Annotated in this window: 16 protein-coding genes; 15 read left to right on the top strand and 1 reads right to left on the bottom strand. The window is 69.1% G+C overall.

The window, feature by feature from the left end:
• Positions 1-38 precede the first annotated feature (38 nt).
• Genes ACWCSV_RS27420 through ACWCSV_RS27410 form a run of 3 tightly spaced genes read left to right on the top strand, consistent with a single transcriptional unit; the run spans position 39 to position 2,448 of the window.
• Positions 39-1,244, top strand: a complete 1,206-nt coding sequence (locus ACWCSV_RS27420) for a sugar kinase (RefSeq protein WP_451146619.1) — start codon at positions 39-41, stop codon at positions 1,242-1,244.
• Positions 1,241-2,041: an IclR family transcriptional regulator gene (locus ACWCSV_RS27415; RefSeq protein ID WP_451146617.1), complete on the top strand. Its 801-nt coding sequence runs from the start codon at positions 1,241-1,243 to the stop codon at positions 2,039-2,041. Before ACWCSV_RS27420 ends, ACWCSV_RS27415 begins: the two co-directional genes overlap by 4 nt.
• Positions 2,038-2,448, top strand: coding sequence for a RidA family protein (locus tag ACWCSV_RS27410; RefSeq protein ID WP_451146615.1), 411 nt, complete (start codon positions 2,038-2,040; stop codon positions 2,446-2,448). The genes ACWCSV_RS27415 and ACWCSV_RS27410 overlap by 4 nt, the downstream gene beginning before the upstream one ends.
• A gap of 137 nt (positions 2,449-2,585) precedes the next feature.
• Here the strand turns inward: ACWCSV_RS27410 and ACWCSV_RS27405 are convergent, their stop codons facing one another.
• Entirely contained in the window at positions 2,586-4,316 is a 1,731-nt protein-coding gene (locus ACWCSV_RS27405; RefSeq protein WP_451146613.1) for a chitinase, read from the bottom strand.
• 912 nt (positions 4,317-5,228) lie between these two features.
• On the opposite strand from ACWCSV_RS27405, the gene ACWCSV_RS27400 reads away from it, so the two are divergent.
• From ACWCSV_RS27400 to ACWCSV_RS27345, 12 genes are all read left to right on the top strand, one after another.
• The gene (locus ACWCSV_RS27400; protein WP_451146611.1) at positions 5,229-6,095 is read left to right on the top strand and encodes a hypothetical protein; all 867 of its coding nucleotides are present in this window, start codon (positions 5,229-5,231) and stop codon (positions 6,093-6,095) included.
• 104 nt (positions 6,096-6,199) lie between these two features.
• Positions 6,200-6,907 (top strand): Flp pilus assembly protein CpaB, encoded by a 708-nt coding sequence (gene cpaB / locus ACWCSV_RS27395; RefSeq protein ID WP_451146609.1) that lies wholly within the window; start codon positions 6,200-6,202, stop codon positions 6,905-6,907.
• 6 nt (positions 6,908-6,913) lie between these two features.
• Positions 6,914-8,197, top strand: coding sequence for an AAA family ATPase (locus ACWCSV_RS27390; RefSeq protein WP_451146607.1), 1,284 nt, complete (start codon positions 6,914-6,916; stop codon positions 8,195-8,197).
• Positions 8,198-8,200: 3 nt separating this feature from the next.
• On the top strand, positions 8,201-8,779 hold the full coding sequence (locus tag ACWCSV_RS27385) for a TadE/TadG family type IV pilus assembly protein (RefSeq protein ID WP_451146605.1): 579 nt from the start codon (positions 8,201-8,203) through the stop codon (positions 8,777-8,779).
• A 3-nt stretch (positions 8,780-8,782) separates the two neighbouring features.
• Positions 8,783-9,190 (top strand): TadE/TadG family type IV pilus assembly protein, encoded by a 408-nt coding sequence (locus tag ACWCSV_RS27380; RefSeq protein WP_451146603.1) that lies wholly within the window; start codon positions 8,783-8,785, stop codon positions 9,188-9,190.
• A gap of 105 nt (positions 9,191-9,295) precedes the next feature.
• Positions 9,296-10,633 carry a CpaF family protein gene (locus ACWCSV_RS27375; RefSeq protein ID WP_451146601.1) on the top strand — a complete coding sequence of 446 codons (1,338 nt, stop codon included), beginning with the start codon at positions 9,296-9,298 and terminating at the stop codon, positions 10,631-10,633.
• A gap of 11 nt (positions 10,634-10,644) precedes the next feature.
• Positions 10,645-11,577, top strand: coding sequence for a type II secretion system F family protein (locus ACWCSV_RS27370; RefSeq protein WP_451146599.1), 933 nt, complete (start codon positions 10,645-10,647; stop codon positions 11,575-11,577).
• An 11-nt stretch (positions 11,578-11,588) separates the two neighbouring features.
• Complete coding sequence (locus ACWCSV_RS27365) at positions 11,589-12,476, top strand: DUF5936 domain-containing protein (protein WP_451146597.1); 888 nt, start codon at positions 11,589-11,591, stop codon at positions 12,474-12,476.
• A 51-nt stretch (positions 12,477-12,527) separates the two neighbouring features.
• Positions 12,528-13,889, top strand: a complete 1,362-nt coding sequence (locus ACWCSV_RS27360; RefSeq protein WP_451146653.1) for a sensor histidine kinase — start codon at positions 12,528-12,530, stop codon at positions 13,887-13,889.
• Positions 13,890-13,903: 14 nt separating this feature from the next.
• Entirely contained in the window at positions 13,904-14,929 is a 1,026-nt protein-coding gene (locus tag ACWCSV_RS27355; protein ID WP_451146595.1) for a response regulator, read from the top strand.
• A gap of 252 nt (positions 14,930-15,181) precedes the next feature.
• The gene (locus tag ACWCSV_RS27350) at positions 15,182-15,412 is read left to right on the top strand and encodes a hypothetical protein (RefSeq protein WP_451146593.1); all 231 of its coding nucleotides are present in this window, start codon (positions 15,182-15,184) and stop codon (positions 15,410-15,412) included.
• Positions 15,409-16,020, top strand: a complete 612-nt coding sequence (locus ACWCSV_RS27345; protein ID WP_451146591.1) for a pilus assembly protein TadG-related protein — start codon at positions 15,409-15,411, stop codon at positions 16,018-16,020. The genes ACWCSV_RS27350 and ACWCSV_RS27345 overlap by 4 nt, the downstream gene beginning before the upstream one ends.
• Positions 16,021-16,037: the final 17 nt, after the last annotated feature.

Raw genomic sequence — 16,037 nt, 5'->3', positions numbered from 1 at the left:
ACCAGCGACCAGTGACCAGTGACCAGCGAGGAGCCCAGGTGTCCGGAACCGGAGCGGGAACGGGAACGGTAACGGCCGACCCCGCGGACGCCGGTGCCTTCGAGCCCGCTCACGGCGCCCCCGGCACCCCCGGCGCCCCCGGCGCCGTCGACGTCGTCTGCCTCGGCGAGTCGATGGTGACCTTCCACCCCACCGGGCCCGGCCGCCTCGCCGACGTACCCGGCTTCCTGCGCGGAATCGGCGGCGCCGAGTCCAACGTCGCCTGCGCCCTGGCCGGGGCCGGGCACCGGACGGCCTGGGTCGGCCGGGTCGGCGACGACGGCTTCGGAGACCACCTCGTCGACGCCATCGCCGGACACGGCGTCGACACCTCCGCCGTGCACCGCGATCCCGACCGCCCGACCGGCGTCTACTTCCGCACCGCCGCCGACCGTTCCGAGCCGGACCACGAGGTCGCCTACTACCGCGCCGGGTCCGCCGCCTCCGCGATGTCCCCGGCGAACGCGCCGTACGACGCCCTCTTCGCCGGCCGCGTTCTCCACCTCACCGGCATCACCGCCGCGCTCTCCGCCGACTGCCTCGCCCTGCTGCGCACGCTCACCGCCCAGCGCCCGGGCCGGCCCCTGGTCTCCTTCGACATCAACCACCGGCCCCGCCTCTGGCGCGGACACCCCCAGGGACCCGGCGTCCTGCGCGACCTGGCACGCGGCGCCGACGTGGTGTTCGTCGGCGAGGACGAGGCGGCGGAGGCCTGGGGCGTGCACGGCCCCGACGCCCTGCGCGCCGCCCTCCCGGAACCGGCCGTCCTCGTGGTCAAGCACGGCGCGGCCGGCGCGACGGTCCTCGCCCGCCCCGACTCCACCCCGCCCGGCCCGGGGACGGACGAGATCACCACGGTCCCGGCCCCCCGCGTGGACGTGGTCGCCGCGGTGGGCGCCGGCGACGCCTTCGCCGCCGGTTTCCTCTCCGCGACCCTGCGCGGCCTGCCGGTACGCGACCGGATCCGCCACGGCCACCTGCTGGCCGCCGCCGTCCTCACCGTCCCCGGCGATCTCGCCCACCCCCCGGCCCGCGCCCGTGCCGACCGGCTCGCCGCGCTGGACGACGAGGCATGGGGGAGACTGCGACTCGGCCCCGGATGGACGGGACGCACCGGGACGGAGGCCGCCGGAACGGAACGTACGGTCACCGGACACCCGGAAAATGGACGTACGGGAGCGGCGGCGGAAGGAGTCACCGGATGAGCCAGACCGTCGACCGCGCGCTGAGCATCCTGCCGCTGCTCGCCGAGGGCCCCGCCGACCTGGGCCGGGTCGCCGACCGGCTCGGCGTCCACAAGTCCACGGCGCTGCGCCTGCTGCGCACCCTGCGCGAACACGGACTCGTCTACCGCCAGGAGGACCAGCGCTACCGGCTCGGCGCCCGCCTCTTCGCGCTCGCCCAGGAGGCCGTCGAGAACCTCGACGTCCGCGAGATCGCCCACCCGCACCTCGTGGAGCTCAACGAGATCTGCGGACACACCGTCCACCTCGCCGTGTACGAGGAGGGCGAGGTCCTCTACATCGACAAGGTCGACAGCCGCTACCCGGTCCGGATGTACTCGCGCATCGGCAAGACCGTCGCCATGTCCGTCGCCGCCGTCGCCAAACTGCTCCTCGCCGACCTCCCCGAGCCGGAGCGCCGGGCCGTCGCGGAACGGCTCGACTACCCCTCGTACACGCCCCGTTCGACGCCCAACGCCGCAGCCTTCCTCCGCGAACTCGCCACCGTCCGCGAACAGGGCTGGGCCACCGACCTCGGCGGCCACGAGGAGTCCATCAACTGCGTCGGCGCCCCCGTCCGGGGAGCCGACGGACGCGTGGTCGCCGCCATGTCGGTCTCCGCGCCGAACGTCCTCGTCACCGCCGGGGAACTGCTCGCCCTGCTGCCGCTGCTGCGCCGCACCGCCGACGCCATCAGCCGGGAGTACTCGGGCACGGCCGTGCCCGCCGTAACCGCCGCACTCGATACGAACACCGCACCGTCGAAGGACACACCATGACCGAGAAGACCGCTCTCACCCCCAGCACCCACACCGCCCCGCCCGCGAAGTTCTCGCACGGGGTGAAGAAGGGGAACATCCTCCAGGTCGCCGGCCAGGTGGGCTTCCTCCCCGCCGTGGAGGGCCAGGCCCCGACCCCGGCCGGTCCCACCCTGCGCGAGCAGACCCTCCAGACCTTCGCCAACGTCAAGGCGATCCTGGAGGAGGGCGGCGCGAGCTGGGACGACGTGATGATGATGCGCGTCTACCTCACGGACGTGGACCACTTCGCCGAGATGAACGAGATCTACAACGCGTACTTCGAGGAGCAGGGCCTCAAGGCCCCCGCCGCCGCGCGCACCACGGTCTACGTCGGCCTGCCCAAGGGTCTGCTCATCGAGATCGACGCGCTCGCCGTACTCGGCTGACCCCGCCGTACCCCACCGCTCCTCCGGAGACGCCGAAAAGCGCCACCGGGGGAGCGGTGACGCTTTTCGACGGTGAGGCTCCGGCCTTCAGCTCACGGCCGGTCGCTCGTGGCCGGTTGCCGATGTGGCCGGTCCGGTTACGGCAGTGCGTGGACGCTCGCGCCGACCGCGGTCGACCAGGCGTTGCCCGCGGTGGCGTCCCAGTTGGTGGACCAGGTCATCGCGCCGCGGATCGACGGGTAGGTCTTGGACGGCTTGAACGAACCGCAGTTGGTGCCCTTCGCCAGGCAGTCGAGCGCCGCGCTCACGATCGACGGGGCGACGTAACCACTGCCCGCGCCGCGGGTCGAGGCGGGAACTCCGAGGCCGACCTGCGAGGCGTCGAGGCCGCCCTCCAGCTGGATGCAGGCGAGCGCGGTCAGGAAGTCCACCGAGCCCTGCGAGTACACCTTGCCGTCGCAGCCGAGCATCGAACCGCTGTTGTAGTACTGCATGTTGACGACGGTCAGGATGTCCTTCACGTTGAGCGCCGTCTTGAAGTACTCGCCGGACGTCGACTGCATGTCGATGGTCTGCGGGGCCATCGTGATGACCAGGCCCGAGCCCGCCTTGGTGGAGAGCGCGCGCAACGCCTTCGTCATGTACGTGGAGTTGAGGCCGTTCTCCAGGTCGATGTCGACGCCGTTGAAGCCGTACGTCTGCATCAGGGTGTAGACCGAGTCGGCGAAGGCGTTGGCGGAGGCGTCGCTGTTGACCGCGACCGCGCCCTTCTCGCCGCCGACCGAGATGATGACGTTCTTCCCGGCGGCCTGCTTCGCCTTGATGTCGGCCTTGAACTGGTCGACGGTGTACCCGTTCAGACCGGCCGAGTCCAGCGTGAAGGAGACCGCTCCCGGCGTGGACGTGGCGTCCGCGAAGGAGACCGCGATGACGTCGTAGGCGGCCGGCACGTCACTGAGCTTCTGGACGGTCGCGCCGTTGTTGAAGTTCTGCCAGTAGCCGGTCACCGCGTGCTTGGGCACGGTGGTCGACGGGGGCGGGTTGGTGGTCCCCGAGGTCGACGTACGGACGCTGAGCGCGGCCGACTTGGCCGACTCGCCCGCCGCGTTGGTGGCGCTCACCGCGAAGGAGTACGCGGTGTCGGCGGAGAGCCCGGAGATGGTCGCCGAGGTCCCGGTCGAGGTGGTGGCCTTCGCCCCGTCCTTGTAGACCGTGTAGCCGGTGGCCCCGGAGACGGAGTTCCAGGAGAGCGACACGGAGGACGAGGTCTTGGAGCCCGAGGCGAGACCCGCCGGAGTGGCCGGGACCGTCGGGGCGGGGTCGGTGCCGCCGCCGCCGTCCGGGCCGGTGACCGCGATGTCGTCCGCGTAGTAGGCGGGCTGGCCGTACCAGCCGTGGGTGTAGACGGTCACCGAGGTGGTGGAGGCGCCCGTGGTGAAGCTCGTCGCGAGCTGCGACCAGCCGGTGGAGCCCGGCGTCCAGGTGGAGACGTCCGTGGTTCCGGTACCGCTCACGCCCAGGTAGACGTAGCTGCCCTGCACCCAGGAGGAGAGCGCGTACGTCGAGTTGGGCTTCACCGCGACCGTCTGGCTGCACTGCGCGTTGTCCAGCCCGGCGGGCGTCGCCTTGAGCGCGGAGCTGCCGCCGTGCACGGGCGAGGAGACGGTGGCTCCGCTGCCGCCCGTACAGGTCCAGTTGGCGAGGCCCGACTCGAAGCCCGCGTTCTTGGCCACGTTGACGTCGGCGGCCTCCGCGCTGCTCACCATGCCGGTGAGCGTCAGCGCGCCCGCCGCGACCACCGCCATGGCGGCGCCGAGCGCGGGACGGGTGTGGGGCCTTCGGTGCCTGCTGCCTGCGGTGCGTTCCACTGCATCCTCCGGGGGGAGTCGGGGTGGTGGCGGGGGTGCGCCGGGGGGTCCGTACGGGTCCGTGCGGTTATGCGTGGGGTGTCGCCTCGGGAGAGCGACGGGGGACGGTGGCCACCGCTGGCCGATAAACTGGTCCAGACCAATCGAGTTGTCAAGACCTCTGTTGGCGATTCACTCGTCCTAGCGGTTGTGCGGGCGTCCGGGCGGTGCGTCGATTTGTCCGGTCCAGACGCATCCGTGTGCTGAGTACGAGCCCCTCCGTATCCCGGCCCGCAGGACCGCTGCTGGAACCTTTGCGACCGTGTGGCTCCGGGCGTAGATGTCAACGCGGCGCGCCCGTAACGGCGTTGTGGAGGCGCGGCTGGGTCGCGCGGCCGTCGGACCGGACCGCTCCGGTCGTAACCCGTCGCCCCTGCTCGCGGTGGCGGGAGGAGGGGCGGGACCCGGTGCCGGGCCGGGGTGGCGCCCGTTCCGGTCCGATGGAAGGGCGTGCCGCCACCCTGACCCGGATAAAATGGCGTGTGCAAAGAAGGGTTGGCCGCCGCGCCGATGGGCATCATGCGGACGCATGGGGGAGCGGGTGGCGTCAATGAGTTCCCGTACTCATCAATTGCCGTACGCGGGCGCGGGTGACGATGCGTGAAACGCCAACGGCCGCTCAAGATCAGCGGATTGGTGAATGGCTGGGAAAACGCCGGATAAACCTCCTCGGCGTCTGGAATTCAACTACCTTCACCCCGCGCCGATATGGGACCGGCGGTGGCGCCGTGTTCCCGGTATCCGTCTCCATATTGATTCCTGAAGACGGTTTCCCGCCCTGGTAGGACGTGACTACAGTGCTGTCGGAGAACCACGGACAGGAGCGATTGCGGTCGGCGGCGCGACGCCGGCCGGAGCCGAACGGGGAACAGCGTGCCGATCGCCATTGCAGTAACCAGCGCTGACCTTGTGCTGCCACCGACCGACCAGCAGACACCGACCGCCGCTCTGCTGCACGCGCCTGAGGACCAGGCGCTGGAACTCGCCGTCGGCGACATCCACCTCCTGCTGGAGCAGCACGGATACGTGATCGCCGTGTACCCGTCCTCCCTTCCGCCCGCCCACGAGCGACGGCTGTACGCCATCCGCTCGGTGCTGGAGAGCGACCGGATCGCACTGCTCAAGGTCGACCTCCCGCCGCTCGGAATCGCCGTACTCGTCCGGCAGTTGAGGCAGCTCTCCATCTGCGACTTCAGCCCCGGCGTGGTGGCGTCCGCCGTCCGGCTGCTCGCCCACTACATCCACACCGGAGCCCTGCTGAACTCCGTGGCCAAGCTCGACCGCTTTCCGGTCAGCCTCAAGGAGCACGCCAAGTCGTGGGTGCCGGGTGCCCAGTTCGCCGCACTGGCGGGATCCGAGGCGCGACTGGTCAAAGTGCGGCCCACGATGGACCCGCTGCCCGGACCGGATTTCGCGACCCATCTGCTGATCGCCAAGGGCCAGGCCCCGCAGGAATGGGTACGGGAGCGACTGGCCGCGGACTGGAAGGTCCAGGCCATTCACGAGGCGGCGCTCCCCGCCGACTCGGTCCGCTGGTGGGGCACCTCGAAGCTGGTGGAATTCGCCTCCTACCTCCCGGACATCTCCGTGCTGTACCAGCTGGTGGCCTCGGTGCGGCGGGAGAATTGCCACTGGTGCGGCATGGAACTCATCGGAGACCGCTGCGGGTTCTGCTCGTCCCCCCTCGCGCAGCCCGAGAGCCGCACCCACGGCTCGGTCGTGCTCGCCCGTGAAAGGTAGCGACCCAGCCGCCGCATCGTCCGCCCGTCGCCGGGCACCCGCACCGCGCGCACCCCTCCTGTCCGCCGCCCCACGCATCCGATCCGAACGAGGTTGTCCGGTCCATGAACTCCCGCCAGCGCCGTGGCGTCATACTCCTGCTCCTGTCGGTCCTGTGCGCCTTCGGCGCCTTCGCAGGGGTGCTCTCCGTGATCAGTGACGTCAACTCGAAGGTCGGACCCGAGGTCACCGCGTACCAGCTCAAAGCCAACGTCGCCCCGTACACAGCGCTGAACAGCGGTCAGTTCGAGAAGATCTCGATGCCCGAGCGGTGGCTCTCCGCCAACGCCGTGACCGATCTGCGCGAGGTGCAGGGCAAGATCGCCGTCACGCAGCTTCGCCAAGGCTCGCTGCTGCAGACCGACATGATGGTCGCCAAGCCGGAACTCCGGGCCGGTGAACAGGAGATCGCCATCATGATCGATGCGGCGACCGGTGTCGCAGGAAAGATCACCCCGGGCGCCACGGTGAACGTCTACGCGACCTTCGCCGGCGAACGCGAGGGCGACCCGGCCCAGTCGAAGGTCATCGTCGCCAACGCCAAGGTGCTCGAAGTCGGCAAGCTCACCGCGCTCGAACCGGACCGCAACAGCACCTCCTTCCAGATGACGCAGGCGGTGCCGATCACCTTCGCCCTCAACACGCTGGACACCCAGCGCATCGCGTACGCCGAGTCCTTCGCGGAGCACGTACGGCTGGCGCTCGTCGCCCCCGGCAGCGACGGAACCATCCGTCCGGGCGACCGCACGTACCAGCTCGACAAGGACAAGTGAGGACGGATGACCATCAGAATCCTCCCGGCCGTCGGAGACATCGACGCGGCCAGATCCGTCACCACCCTGCTCAGCCAGCTGCCCGACGCCGAACCCGCCACCCCGGTCGGCGACTCCACCCAGCTCATCGACACCCTCGCCCGACTGGCGGGCGAGGCCTTCGACGAGCTGCCGGAGGTCGTCCTCGTCCACGAACGCATCGGCCCGGTGCCCGCCCTGGAGCTGATCCGGGAGGTCTCGCTCCGCTTCCCGGCGGTCGGGGTCGTCCTGATCACCACCGACGCCAGCCCCGCGCTCTTCGCCGACGCCATGGACTCCGGCGCCCGCGGTATCGTCACGCTCCCGCTCAGCTACGAGGAGCTCGTCAACCGCATCCAGGCGGCGGCCCAGTGGGCCGCCGGCGTACGGCGCCACCTCTCCTCCGGCAACGAGGTCTTCACCGGCCCCGGCGGCATGGTCGTCACCCTCACCGGCGCCAAGGGCGGCGTCGGCTGCACCCTCGCCGCGGTGCAACTCGCCCTCGCCGCGCAGGCGTCCGGTCAGACCGTCGCCCTCGTCGACATGGACCTGCAGACCGGCGACATCGCCTCCTATCTGGACGTGCAGTTCCGCCGCTCGATCGTCGACCTCGCCCTGGTCTCCGAGATATCGCCGCGCGTCCTCACCGACGCCGTCTTCTCCCACTCCACCGGCCTCGCCCTGCTGCTCGCACCGGGCGACGGGGAGCGGGGCGAGGAGGTCAGCGACCGGTCGGCCCGACAGATCGTCAGCGCCCTGCGCTCCCGGTACGAGGTCGTCGTCGTGGACGGCGGCAGCCAGATGAACGGCGCCAACGCGGCGGCGGTCGAGATGGCGGACGTGGCCGTGCTGGTGACGACCCCCGACGTCATCGCGGTACGCGGCGCCAAACGGATCGTACGGATGTGGGACCGGCTGCAGATCCGCAAGGCGGAGGAGACCCTCACCGTCGTCAACCGCTACACCCGGAGCACGGAGATCCAGCCGCCGCTGATCCAGAAGATCACCGGCACCCGCGTAGCGGGGGTGGCCGTGCCCGCCAACTTCAAGGAACTCCAGGGCGTCGTCGATGCCGGACGGCTCCACGAACTCGACGCCAAGAGCACGGTCAAGCAGGCGCTCTGGGGGCTGGCCGGGGAGATCGGGATCGTCAAGCCCCAGCCGGGGGAGAAGAAGAACGGCAAGGTGCGCAACGACCGGGGCTCGATCGGAGGCCCGCGCGGACGGCGCGGCACCGACGCGGGCCGGGGACGGACCGAGGGGACACGTTGACCGATGACCATCACGCTGACGCACGACACCGACATAGGGAGGAGGCGCCCCGGCGCCTCCTCCCGGGACGGCCGGCCCGCCGGACCCACGCGTGACGGGAGCCGGTGCCGGCGCCGTGCCGGGGGTGGGCCCGGCAGTCGGCTCCGTACTGCGGGCGGGCCCGGACGCCGGCTCCGTACTGCGGGCGGGGCCGGACGCCGGCCCCGTACTGCGGGCGGGCCCGGACGCGACCGGGGGCAGACCGCGATCGAGTTCCTGGGCATGACGCCGTTCATCATCCTGATCATGCTGGTGCTCTGGGAGCTCGCCCTCGTCGGCTACACCTTCATGCTCGCCGGGAACGCGGCAGACAAGGGCGCGCGGGCCGGGGCAGGAGCCGAGTACGGTTCGAGCTCCGCCTGCCGGCAGAAGGCCCGCGAGGACCTGCCGGACGCCTGGGAGAAGAACGCCGTGGTCACCTGCCGCAGCGGCTCCTCCCTCTACCGGACGAAGGTCCGCCTCAAGGTCCCCGTCCTGGTGCCCGGCCTCTTCGACCTGGACGTGCACATCGACGGCGACGCGGCCTCGCCGCAGGAGGGCTGAGCGATGACGACCACCGCCGCCCCTGCCCCCGTACCCGCCCCCGCCGCTTGCGGACCGACCCGGGGCGACCGGGGTCAGGTCGCCATCGAGTACCTCGGCTTCCTCCCCCTGCTGCTGCTGGTCGGGATGCTCGCGGTCCAGCTGGGCCTTGCGGCGTACGCGGCCAACCAGGCGGGCACCGCAGCCCGGGTCGCGGCCCGCAGCGCCAGCCAGGACTACCCCCGCGGGGACGCCGCACAGGACGGCCGCGACGCCATCAGCGACTGGCTCACCGACTCCGACGAGTTCCACATCGATGTGTCCGGCGGGGCCAGGGAGGTCACCGCCACGGTACGGATCAAGGTCCCGAGCGTGGTCCCCGGCGTCGACTGGTCCTGGGCCCGCCGCAGCGCCACCTTCCCCCGGGGCTGACCACGCCCCTCCCGTACTCCGTACCTCTTCCCCCGTACCTCTTGCCCCCGCATCCCTTCCCCCGCCCGCGGCACCGACCGGACAGCCAGAGAGAGAGTCACGCACATGAGCCTGCGGGCACGCATCACCGCTCCCGAGGAGAACGGCGGGGCGCGCGAGGACGGCCACATGGTCGCCCTCTACCGCGCCAAGCTCCTGGAGGAGATCGACCTCGCGGAGATGTCCTCGCTGGCCGCCGCCGACCGGCGGGTCCGGCTGGAGCGCGTACTCGGCCACATCATCAGCCGGGAGGGCCCGGTCCTCTCGACCCTGGAGCGCTCCCAGCTCATCCGACGCGTCGTGGACGAGGCCCTCGGCCTCGGCATCCTGGAGCCTCTGCTCGAGGACGCGTCCATCACCGAAATCATGGTCAACGGCCCCGACCAGGTCTTCGTCGAGCGCAGCGGCAAGGTCGAGCAACTGCCCATGCGCTTCGGATCGCACGAACAGCTGATGCAGACCATCGAGCGCATCGTCTCCACCGTCAACCGCCGCGTGGACGAGTCCAACCCGATGGTCGACGCCCGGCTCCCCAGCGGCGAGCGCGTCAACGTGATCATCCCGCCGCTCTCGCTCACCGGCGCGACCCTCACCATCCGCCGCTTCCCCCGCTCCTTCACCCTCCACGAGATGATCGGCTTCGGCTCGCTCGACGAACAGATGCTGGTGCTGCTCGCCGGGTTCGTCCAGGCCAAGCTCAACATCATCGTCTCCGGCGCCACCGGCACCGGGAAGACCACGCTGCTCAACGCGCTCTCCGGGCTGATCCCGAACGACGAGCGCATCGTCACCATCGAGGACTCCGCCGAGCTCCAGCTCCAGCAGAACCACGTGATCCGGCTGGAGTCCCGCCCCGCCAACGTGGAGGGCAAGGGCCAGATCACCATCCGTGACCTGGTCCGCAACTCCCTGCGTATGCGCCCCGACCGCATCGTGGTCGGTGAGGTCCGAGGCGGCGAGTCGCTCGACATGCTCCAGGCGATGTCCACCGGCCACGACGGCTCGCTCGCCACCGTCCACGCCAACAACGCCGAGGACGCGCTGATGCGCCTCCAGACCCTCGCCTCGATGTCCGAGATCAAAATCCCGTTCGAGGCACTGCACGACCAGATCAACAGCGCCGTCGACATCATCGTCCAGCTGACCCGGCACGCCGACGGCACCCGCAAGATCACCGAGATCGCCGCCCTGGACTCCCATGGCCGCGACCCGTACCGCATCGTGAGCGTCGCCCGCTTCAACGCGCAACCGATGGCCGCGGACGGCAGGATCTACGGCCAGTTCCAGTACCTCCCCCTGCCCCGCCGCATCGCCGACCGCCTCTACATGGCCAGCCAGCCCATCCCGCAGGCCTTCGGCGTCGCCATGCACTCCGACCAACTCGCCACCCGAGAGGCCATGTAGGTACCCCCGCCATGAACTATCTCCCTCTGATCACGGTCGGCGTGACGCTGCTCTGCGGCGTACTCGGCGTCTGGGGCCTGTACGCCTACACCGGCGGCAAGGCGGACCGCGACGCGCTCGTGGAGCGGTTGTCGTACGCGGGGCACGGGGCAAAGAGCAGCCGTCGCTTCTCGATGCTCGACCGGCGGTTGCGAACGACCAAGCTGGGCCGGAAGCTCGAATTGAAACTGGGAGCGACGGGCCTGGAGATCACCCCGGGCGAGTTCTTCGTCTACGCACTGGCGGCGATGGCGATCCTGTGGGCCGTAGCCTCGACGATGCTGGCCGCCTTCTTCGGGCCGGTCGCCGCGCTGATCGGGCTCTGGGGAACGAACGCGTTCCTCAACTGGCAGCGCAACAAACGGATCGAACGCTTCATCAATCAGCTCCCCGAGCTATCCCGGGTACTCGCCAACGCGACACAGGCCGGCCTCGCCCTCCGCACCTCGCTCGCCATGGCGGCGGAGGAACTGGAGAACCCGGCGGGTGAGGAGCTGGCGCGGGTCGCGCGCCGTCTCGCAGTCGGAGAGTCCCTCGACGACGCGCTCAGCGAGCTGACCGACCGGCTGCCCTCTCGGGAGCTGGCCGTCCTGATATCGACCCTGGTCCTCTCCAACCGGGCCGGAGGTACGGTCGTCAGTTCCCTGCGCAACCTGACAGAGACGCTGGAAGAACGCAAGGAGACGAGGCGTGAGGTCAAGACGCAGCTTTCCCAGGTCACGGTAACCGCCTACGCCGTACCCGTCTTCGGGCTCGGCGCGATGCTTCTCATGAACGCGGTCATGCCGGGCGCTCTCGACCGAATGACCGGAGCTTTTCTCGGCCAGGCAGCCGTGGTGGTCTCCATTGCTCTCTACACGATCGGATTCGTCGTGATCCGTCGTATGTCCCGTATCGACGTCTGAGGGGAACGGACATGGATCTGCTGCTCGCCTTGGGTATGGGGCTCGCCGTCTATGGAGTCCTGTACGGCTATCGGATGTATCGGGCCGATGCCAAACTGCCGACCGACCTTGCCGTTGCCCTGGAGGTCGGCGCCACCCGCACCACCGCGGTCGGTTCCGTCATCGACCGACTGGGCATGCGCTGGGCCCCGGCTGTGCTTCGCATGATGGGCGAGAAGACTGTCAACAAGAAGCGCCGCCAGATCGACATGGCGGGCAACCCCGGCGGACTCACTCTCGATCGATACGCGGCCCGACGCGCGGTCTACGGAGTGCTGGGGCTGCTCGGGGCTTTCGCCATGTTGCTGCGGGGGCAGGTCTTCGTAGCCCTGCTGATGGTCGGCTTTGGTCTGTTTTGGGTCGAGGCAGGCATCTGGTCGGCGGTCCGGGCCCGCCGGGAACACATCGAACGTACGCTCCCGGACTTCCTCGACGTCCTGGCGGTGGTCGTCTCGGCCGGCCTCGGCTTCCGACAGGCCCTGGGCCGGGTCGCGGAGAAGTACGAAGGGCCGTGGGCCGACGAACTCCGCATCACTTTGCGGCAGATGGACATGGGTGTCAGTCGCCGACAGGCCTTCGACGAACTGCGCAAACGCAATGACTCGGAGCAGGTCGCCATGTTCGTCACCGCACTCCAACAGGGGGAGGAACTCGGCGCTCCGATCGTCGACACCCTCATTCAGATTGCCAACGACATGAGGCGAACCGACGCTCAGAACGCACGCCGGAAGGCTGCCCGTGCCGTCCCCAAGGCGACCTTCGCCGTCACGACCTTCCTTCTTCCGGGGACGCTCGTTCTGCTCACGGTGGGTTTCGTGTACGGGGCCAACCTCGACCTCGGCTTCGTCTCGGGGAAATGAGAGGAGAGCAGGGTGCGCACGTGGGTAGGAGGTGATGCTGTGACGCTTAGGCTGAGCCGGACAGTGGGCGGCCGTCCGGATGGGGCTCGCTCAGCGGGCGAGTCTCTGTCGGCCGAACCCGCGTTGGCCATCCAAGTCAACGCCCTGCAGGCCATGTGCCGCCAGGTATTCGGCTTTCGGCTCGCGATGATCGCCGTCGCCACCCCCTTTGCCATCGGCGGAGCGGCTTCGGGTGCCGCCGGCTGGCTCGTGGGCGGAGCGATCCTGGTCACCTTCATGGGCTCGTACGCCCTGTTCCGTGACTGGGAACGTTTTGGGCCCCAACTTCTGAGGCACCGCTGGGTCCTCGCAGTGGACGTCAGCCTGGGTGCGCTGCTGCTCATCACTGCCACCCCTGATTCAACGCTCGCCTACGTCACGGTGTGCACTCCGCTGCTGGCCGGTCTTGTCTACGGCTGGAGGGGTTCCGCCGTCTTCGCGGCGCTTCAGATCGTGATCGTCCTCGGGGTGTACAACACCGTGCCCGGCCTCCGGAGCGGCGACGCCACCGGAGTGTTGCTGCTCCCAGGGTTTTGCGTAATCGCAGGCGCCGTGGGAGTCACCCTGCGTAACCTTCTTCTTCGATTTGGTGCGGCCAGTCAAGCACTCACCGAAACGAGAGCGCGTCTTGCCGTGAACGAAGCGGTGGAAGGCGAGCGCACCCGGCTTGCCAGGGAGATGCACGACTCAGTGGCCAAGACACTGCACGGCCTCGCTCTGGCAGCAGAGGGACTCGCCGGTTCCGTCGACCACATGGATCCGCCCACCATCCGCAGTCAGGCCGGACTTGTCGCCCGCGCCGCACGCCGCGCGGCCACGGAGTCCCGCGAACTCCTCACCGACCTGCGTCGCGAGTCGGGTCTGGACGGAGGGGTCGATGTGCTCAGTGAACTCCGCTTACGCACGGAGGACTTTGCTCAACGGCACGCCGTGCTCGCGTCCTTCCGACTGCTGTGCGACGCTCCAGTGCCAGCGGTTCCCCACGTGGTGGCAAGGGAACTGCTCACGGTGGCTGCAGAGGCGATGGAGAACGCCCACCGGCACGCCAACCCTAGCTATCTTGTCGTCCTCGCCGGAGTGGAGGGCGATGTCCTGCGTATCAGCGTCTATGACGACGGGCGTGGCCTGCCGACCGGAACATCACTGGAAACGCTGCGCGGCGCCGGCCATTTCGGCCTCGTCGGCATGGTCGAACGGGCAGCGTCCATCGGCGCGCGGATCCGGATCGGCCAGGGGAAGGCCGCGCGAGGCACAGAGGTCCGTCTCGAGCTGCCGCTCGCCGCTCTGGGCACAGTGACAACGGGGTGGGATCGGATGGAACCTCGCGTGCCGGAAACCTCCCCGTCCCCCACCCATGCATCCGATGCGATTTGAGAGGAGCTCGCGGCGTGCCGGACGACAGCCCCCGCCCGCAGGGGCGACGCGACACTCACCAGCAGAGCAGCCCCCAGTACACAGCTGAACAGCCAGGACGCGGGAATCCTGTTCCCCCACCGAGCGCGGACCCGGGGGGCCTTCTTCCGCCGTCGCCGTTTCCCCCGGCCGCCGGTCGGCCGACTCCGATGAGAGTGGTGGTGGCCGACGACAATCCTGTGGTCAGGGCCGGTCTTGGTGCTCTGCTTACCGGGCGTCATGACATCGAGGTCGTGGCGGAGGCCGCGAATGGCAGGGAGGCCTACGAGGCGGCACTTTCCCACCGCCCCGACGTCGTCCTTCTGGACGTTCGGATGCCAGGGGTGGACGGCATTTCCGCCCTGCCCCACCTGGTGCCGATCGCACCGGTACTGATGCTGACGTACAGCCGTGAAAGCGCGATCGTCAGGGAAGCCCTCCGGCTGGGTGCAAGCGGCTATCTGGTGCACGGCGAGTTCAGCGCCGACCAGCTGGTGCAGGCGGTGCGAGACACGAGAGACGGCCGCGCCCACTTCTCGAGCACGGCGGCCAATGCCCTGCTCGCTCATATGCGGCGGGACGTCCTCACGGGCCCGACTCCTTTGCCCGATGGTCTGGGCATGGCGATCACGTCGAGACCGGTACCGGAGGGGTACGGTGCGGCCGGGCCCCTCGCGGAGGCTCCGGGTTTTCCCACTGAGACGCGTCCACGTCGAAAGACGGAAGGACTTTCGCAGGTGCAACCTCTTGTGGGACAGTCATCAGTGACGGGTAGAGCACCCTTGAATGGCAATCACCTTGACCATGGGCTGAGTTCGCGGGAGGTGGAGATCATGGAATTGATTGCTTCCGGAATGAGCAACCAGCAAATCGCTGCTACCTGCTTCATCAGTGAGAAGACGGTCAAGAACCACATCAACCGCATCTTCACCAAGCTGCACAGTCGTAGCCGCAGCGAGGCCATCGCGAGATGGCTCGGCACAGCACCTCCCACGGGCCTGGGCCCGCAGGGAGGCCGGTAGTCATGGGGCGCCGACAGCTGAGCCGGTGGACGGTCTGCCCATCCTGGGTGCGCCGCGAAAGCAATACCCGCTCGGTCAGTGAGATTTGGGCCCGAAAATGGGTCCTGAGACCCTCCGGTTGGGAGGCCCGCGCGCCGTACGTTTCTCGTGTCGGGGACGGTATCGGCCGGGAGAAAGCCGGTAACGAACACGATGCAGGAGCTATGTGCGAGTCGGCCGGCAAGTGGCTGACCGGACCAGGAGGGGACCCCCATGTCGAACATCTCTCTGAAGAGTGCCATCCGCGTCAACGGTTGGGCCAACACGGCAGTTTCGGTGATCCAGAAGCGTTACGCGGCCAGGGACCGGGGGCAGACCGCGTTCGAGTACCTGGGCATCATTCTGGTGGTCGTGGCGATCATCGGCGCGATTCTCGGCACGGGTATCGGCGGGGAGATCTCCAAGCGCATCAGCCAGTTGGTCCAGAACATCGTCTCGGGATGACGTCCGTCCGGTCCCGGAGCGAGCGAGGGCAGGCCTTCCCCATCTACGTCATGATGGTGGCGGGCCTGCTCTTCCTTGCGTTGGCTTTCTTCGCGGTCGGGAAGGCGTCGGCGCTGCGGAACGGTGCGCAAGGAGCTGCCGACGCTTCCGCGCTGGCGGCGGCCCAGTCAGCCCGTGAGCAGTTCGAGGCGCCGTTCATCGCGGCACTGTGGGCCAACTCGATAGATGTGTTCCTCAGGGCGTCCCCCTTCTACACCGCGTGCGGCGCAGCGCAGGGCCTGGCTGCCGACAATGAAGCGGATCTCAAGAGCTGCCTCCCGAGAGAGGGCGGTAGGCGTGACACGATCACGACCGAAGTCGAGGGGCATGACGTCGTGGACTCGTCGGTGCTGCCCGGCTCCGACCGTACACACGCCAAGGCGGAGGCGACCGCCATCATCGAGTTCCGATGCGACTGGAAGTCCGTCGACCTCAACGACGACGGCGTCCAGGACATCTACTTCTTCACCTGTGACGGCGGAAGGATGGCCGAGATCCGGCCAAGCAGCCCCCCGCCGTGGTCCAGCGTGAGCAAAATTCTCTTCGACGTGCACTTGGTCGACAGATGACAGCGAACGACGAGTAG

Source organism: Streptomyces sp. NPDC001770 (genome assembly GCF_053596135.1).
This window is presented reverse-complemented; position numbering and strand designations above follow the sequence as displayed.

Coding starts and splice junctions, on each gene's coding strand:
- ACWCSV_RS27415 (WP_451146617.1), top strand. CDS start 1,241: ATGAGCCAGACCGTCGACCGCGCGCTGAGCATCCTGCCGCTGCTCGCC.
- ACWCSV_RS27410 (WP_451146615.1), top strand. CDS start 2,038: ATGACCGAGAAGACCGCTCTCACCCCCAGCACCCACACCGCCCCGCCC.
- cpaB (WP_451146609.1), top strand. CDS start 6,200: ATGAACTCCCGCCAGCGCCGTGGCGTCATACTCCTGCTCCTGTCGGTC.
- ACWCSV_RS27390 (WP_451146607.1), top strand. CDS start 6,914: ATGACCATCAGAATCCTCCCGGCCGTCGGAGACATCGACGCGGCCAGA.
- ACWCSV_RS27385 (WP_451146605.1), top strand. CDS start 8,201: ATGACCATCACGCTGACGCACGACACCGACATAGGGAGGAGGCGCCCC.
- ACWCSV_RS27380 (WP_451146603.1), top strand. CDS start 8,783: ATGACGACCACCGCCGCCCCTGCCCCCGTACCCGCCCCCGCCGCTTGC.
- ACWCSV_RS27375 (WP_451146601.1), top strand. CDS start 9,296: ATGAGCCTGCGGGCACGCATCACCGCTCCCGAGGAGAACGGCGGGGCG.
- ACWCSV_RS27370 (WP_451146599.1), top strand. CDS start 10,645: ATGAACTATCTCCCTCTGATCACGGTCGGCGTGACGCTGCTCTGCGGC.
- ACWCSV_RS27365 (WP_451146597.1), top strand. CDS start 11,589: ATGGATCTGCTGCTCGCCTTGGGTATGGGGCTCGCCGTCTATGGAGTC.
- ACWCSV_RS27350 (WP_451146593.1), top strand. CDS start 15,182: ATGTCGAACATCTCTCTGAAGAGTGCCATCCGCGTCAACGGTTGGGCC.
- ACWCSV_RS27345 (WP_451146591.1), top strand. CDS start 15,409: ATGACGTCCGTCCGGTCCCGGAGCGAGCGAGGGCAGGCCTTCCCCATC.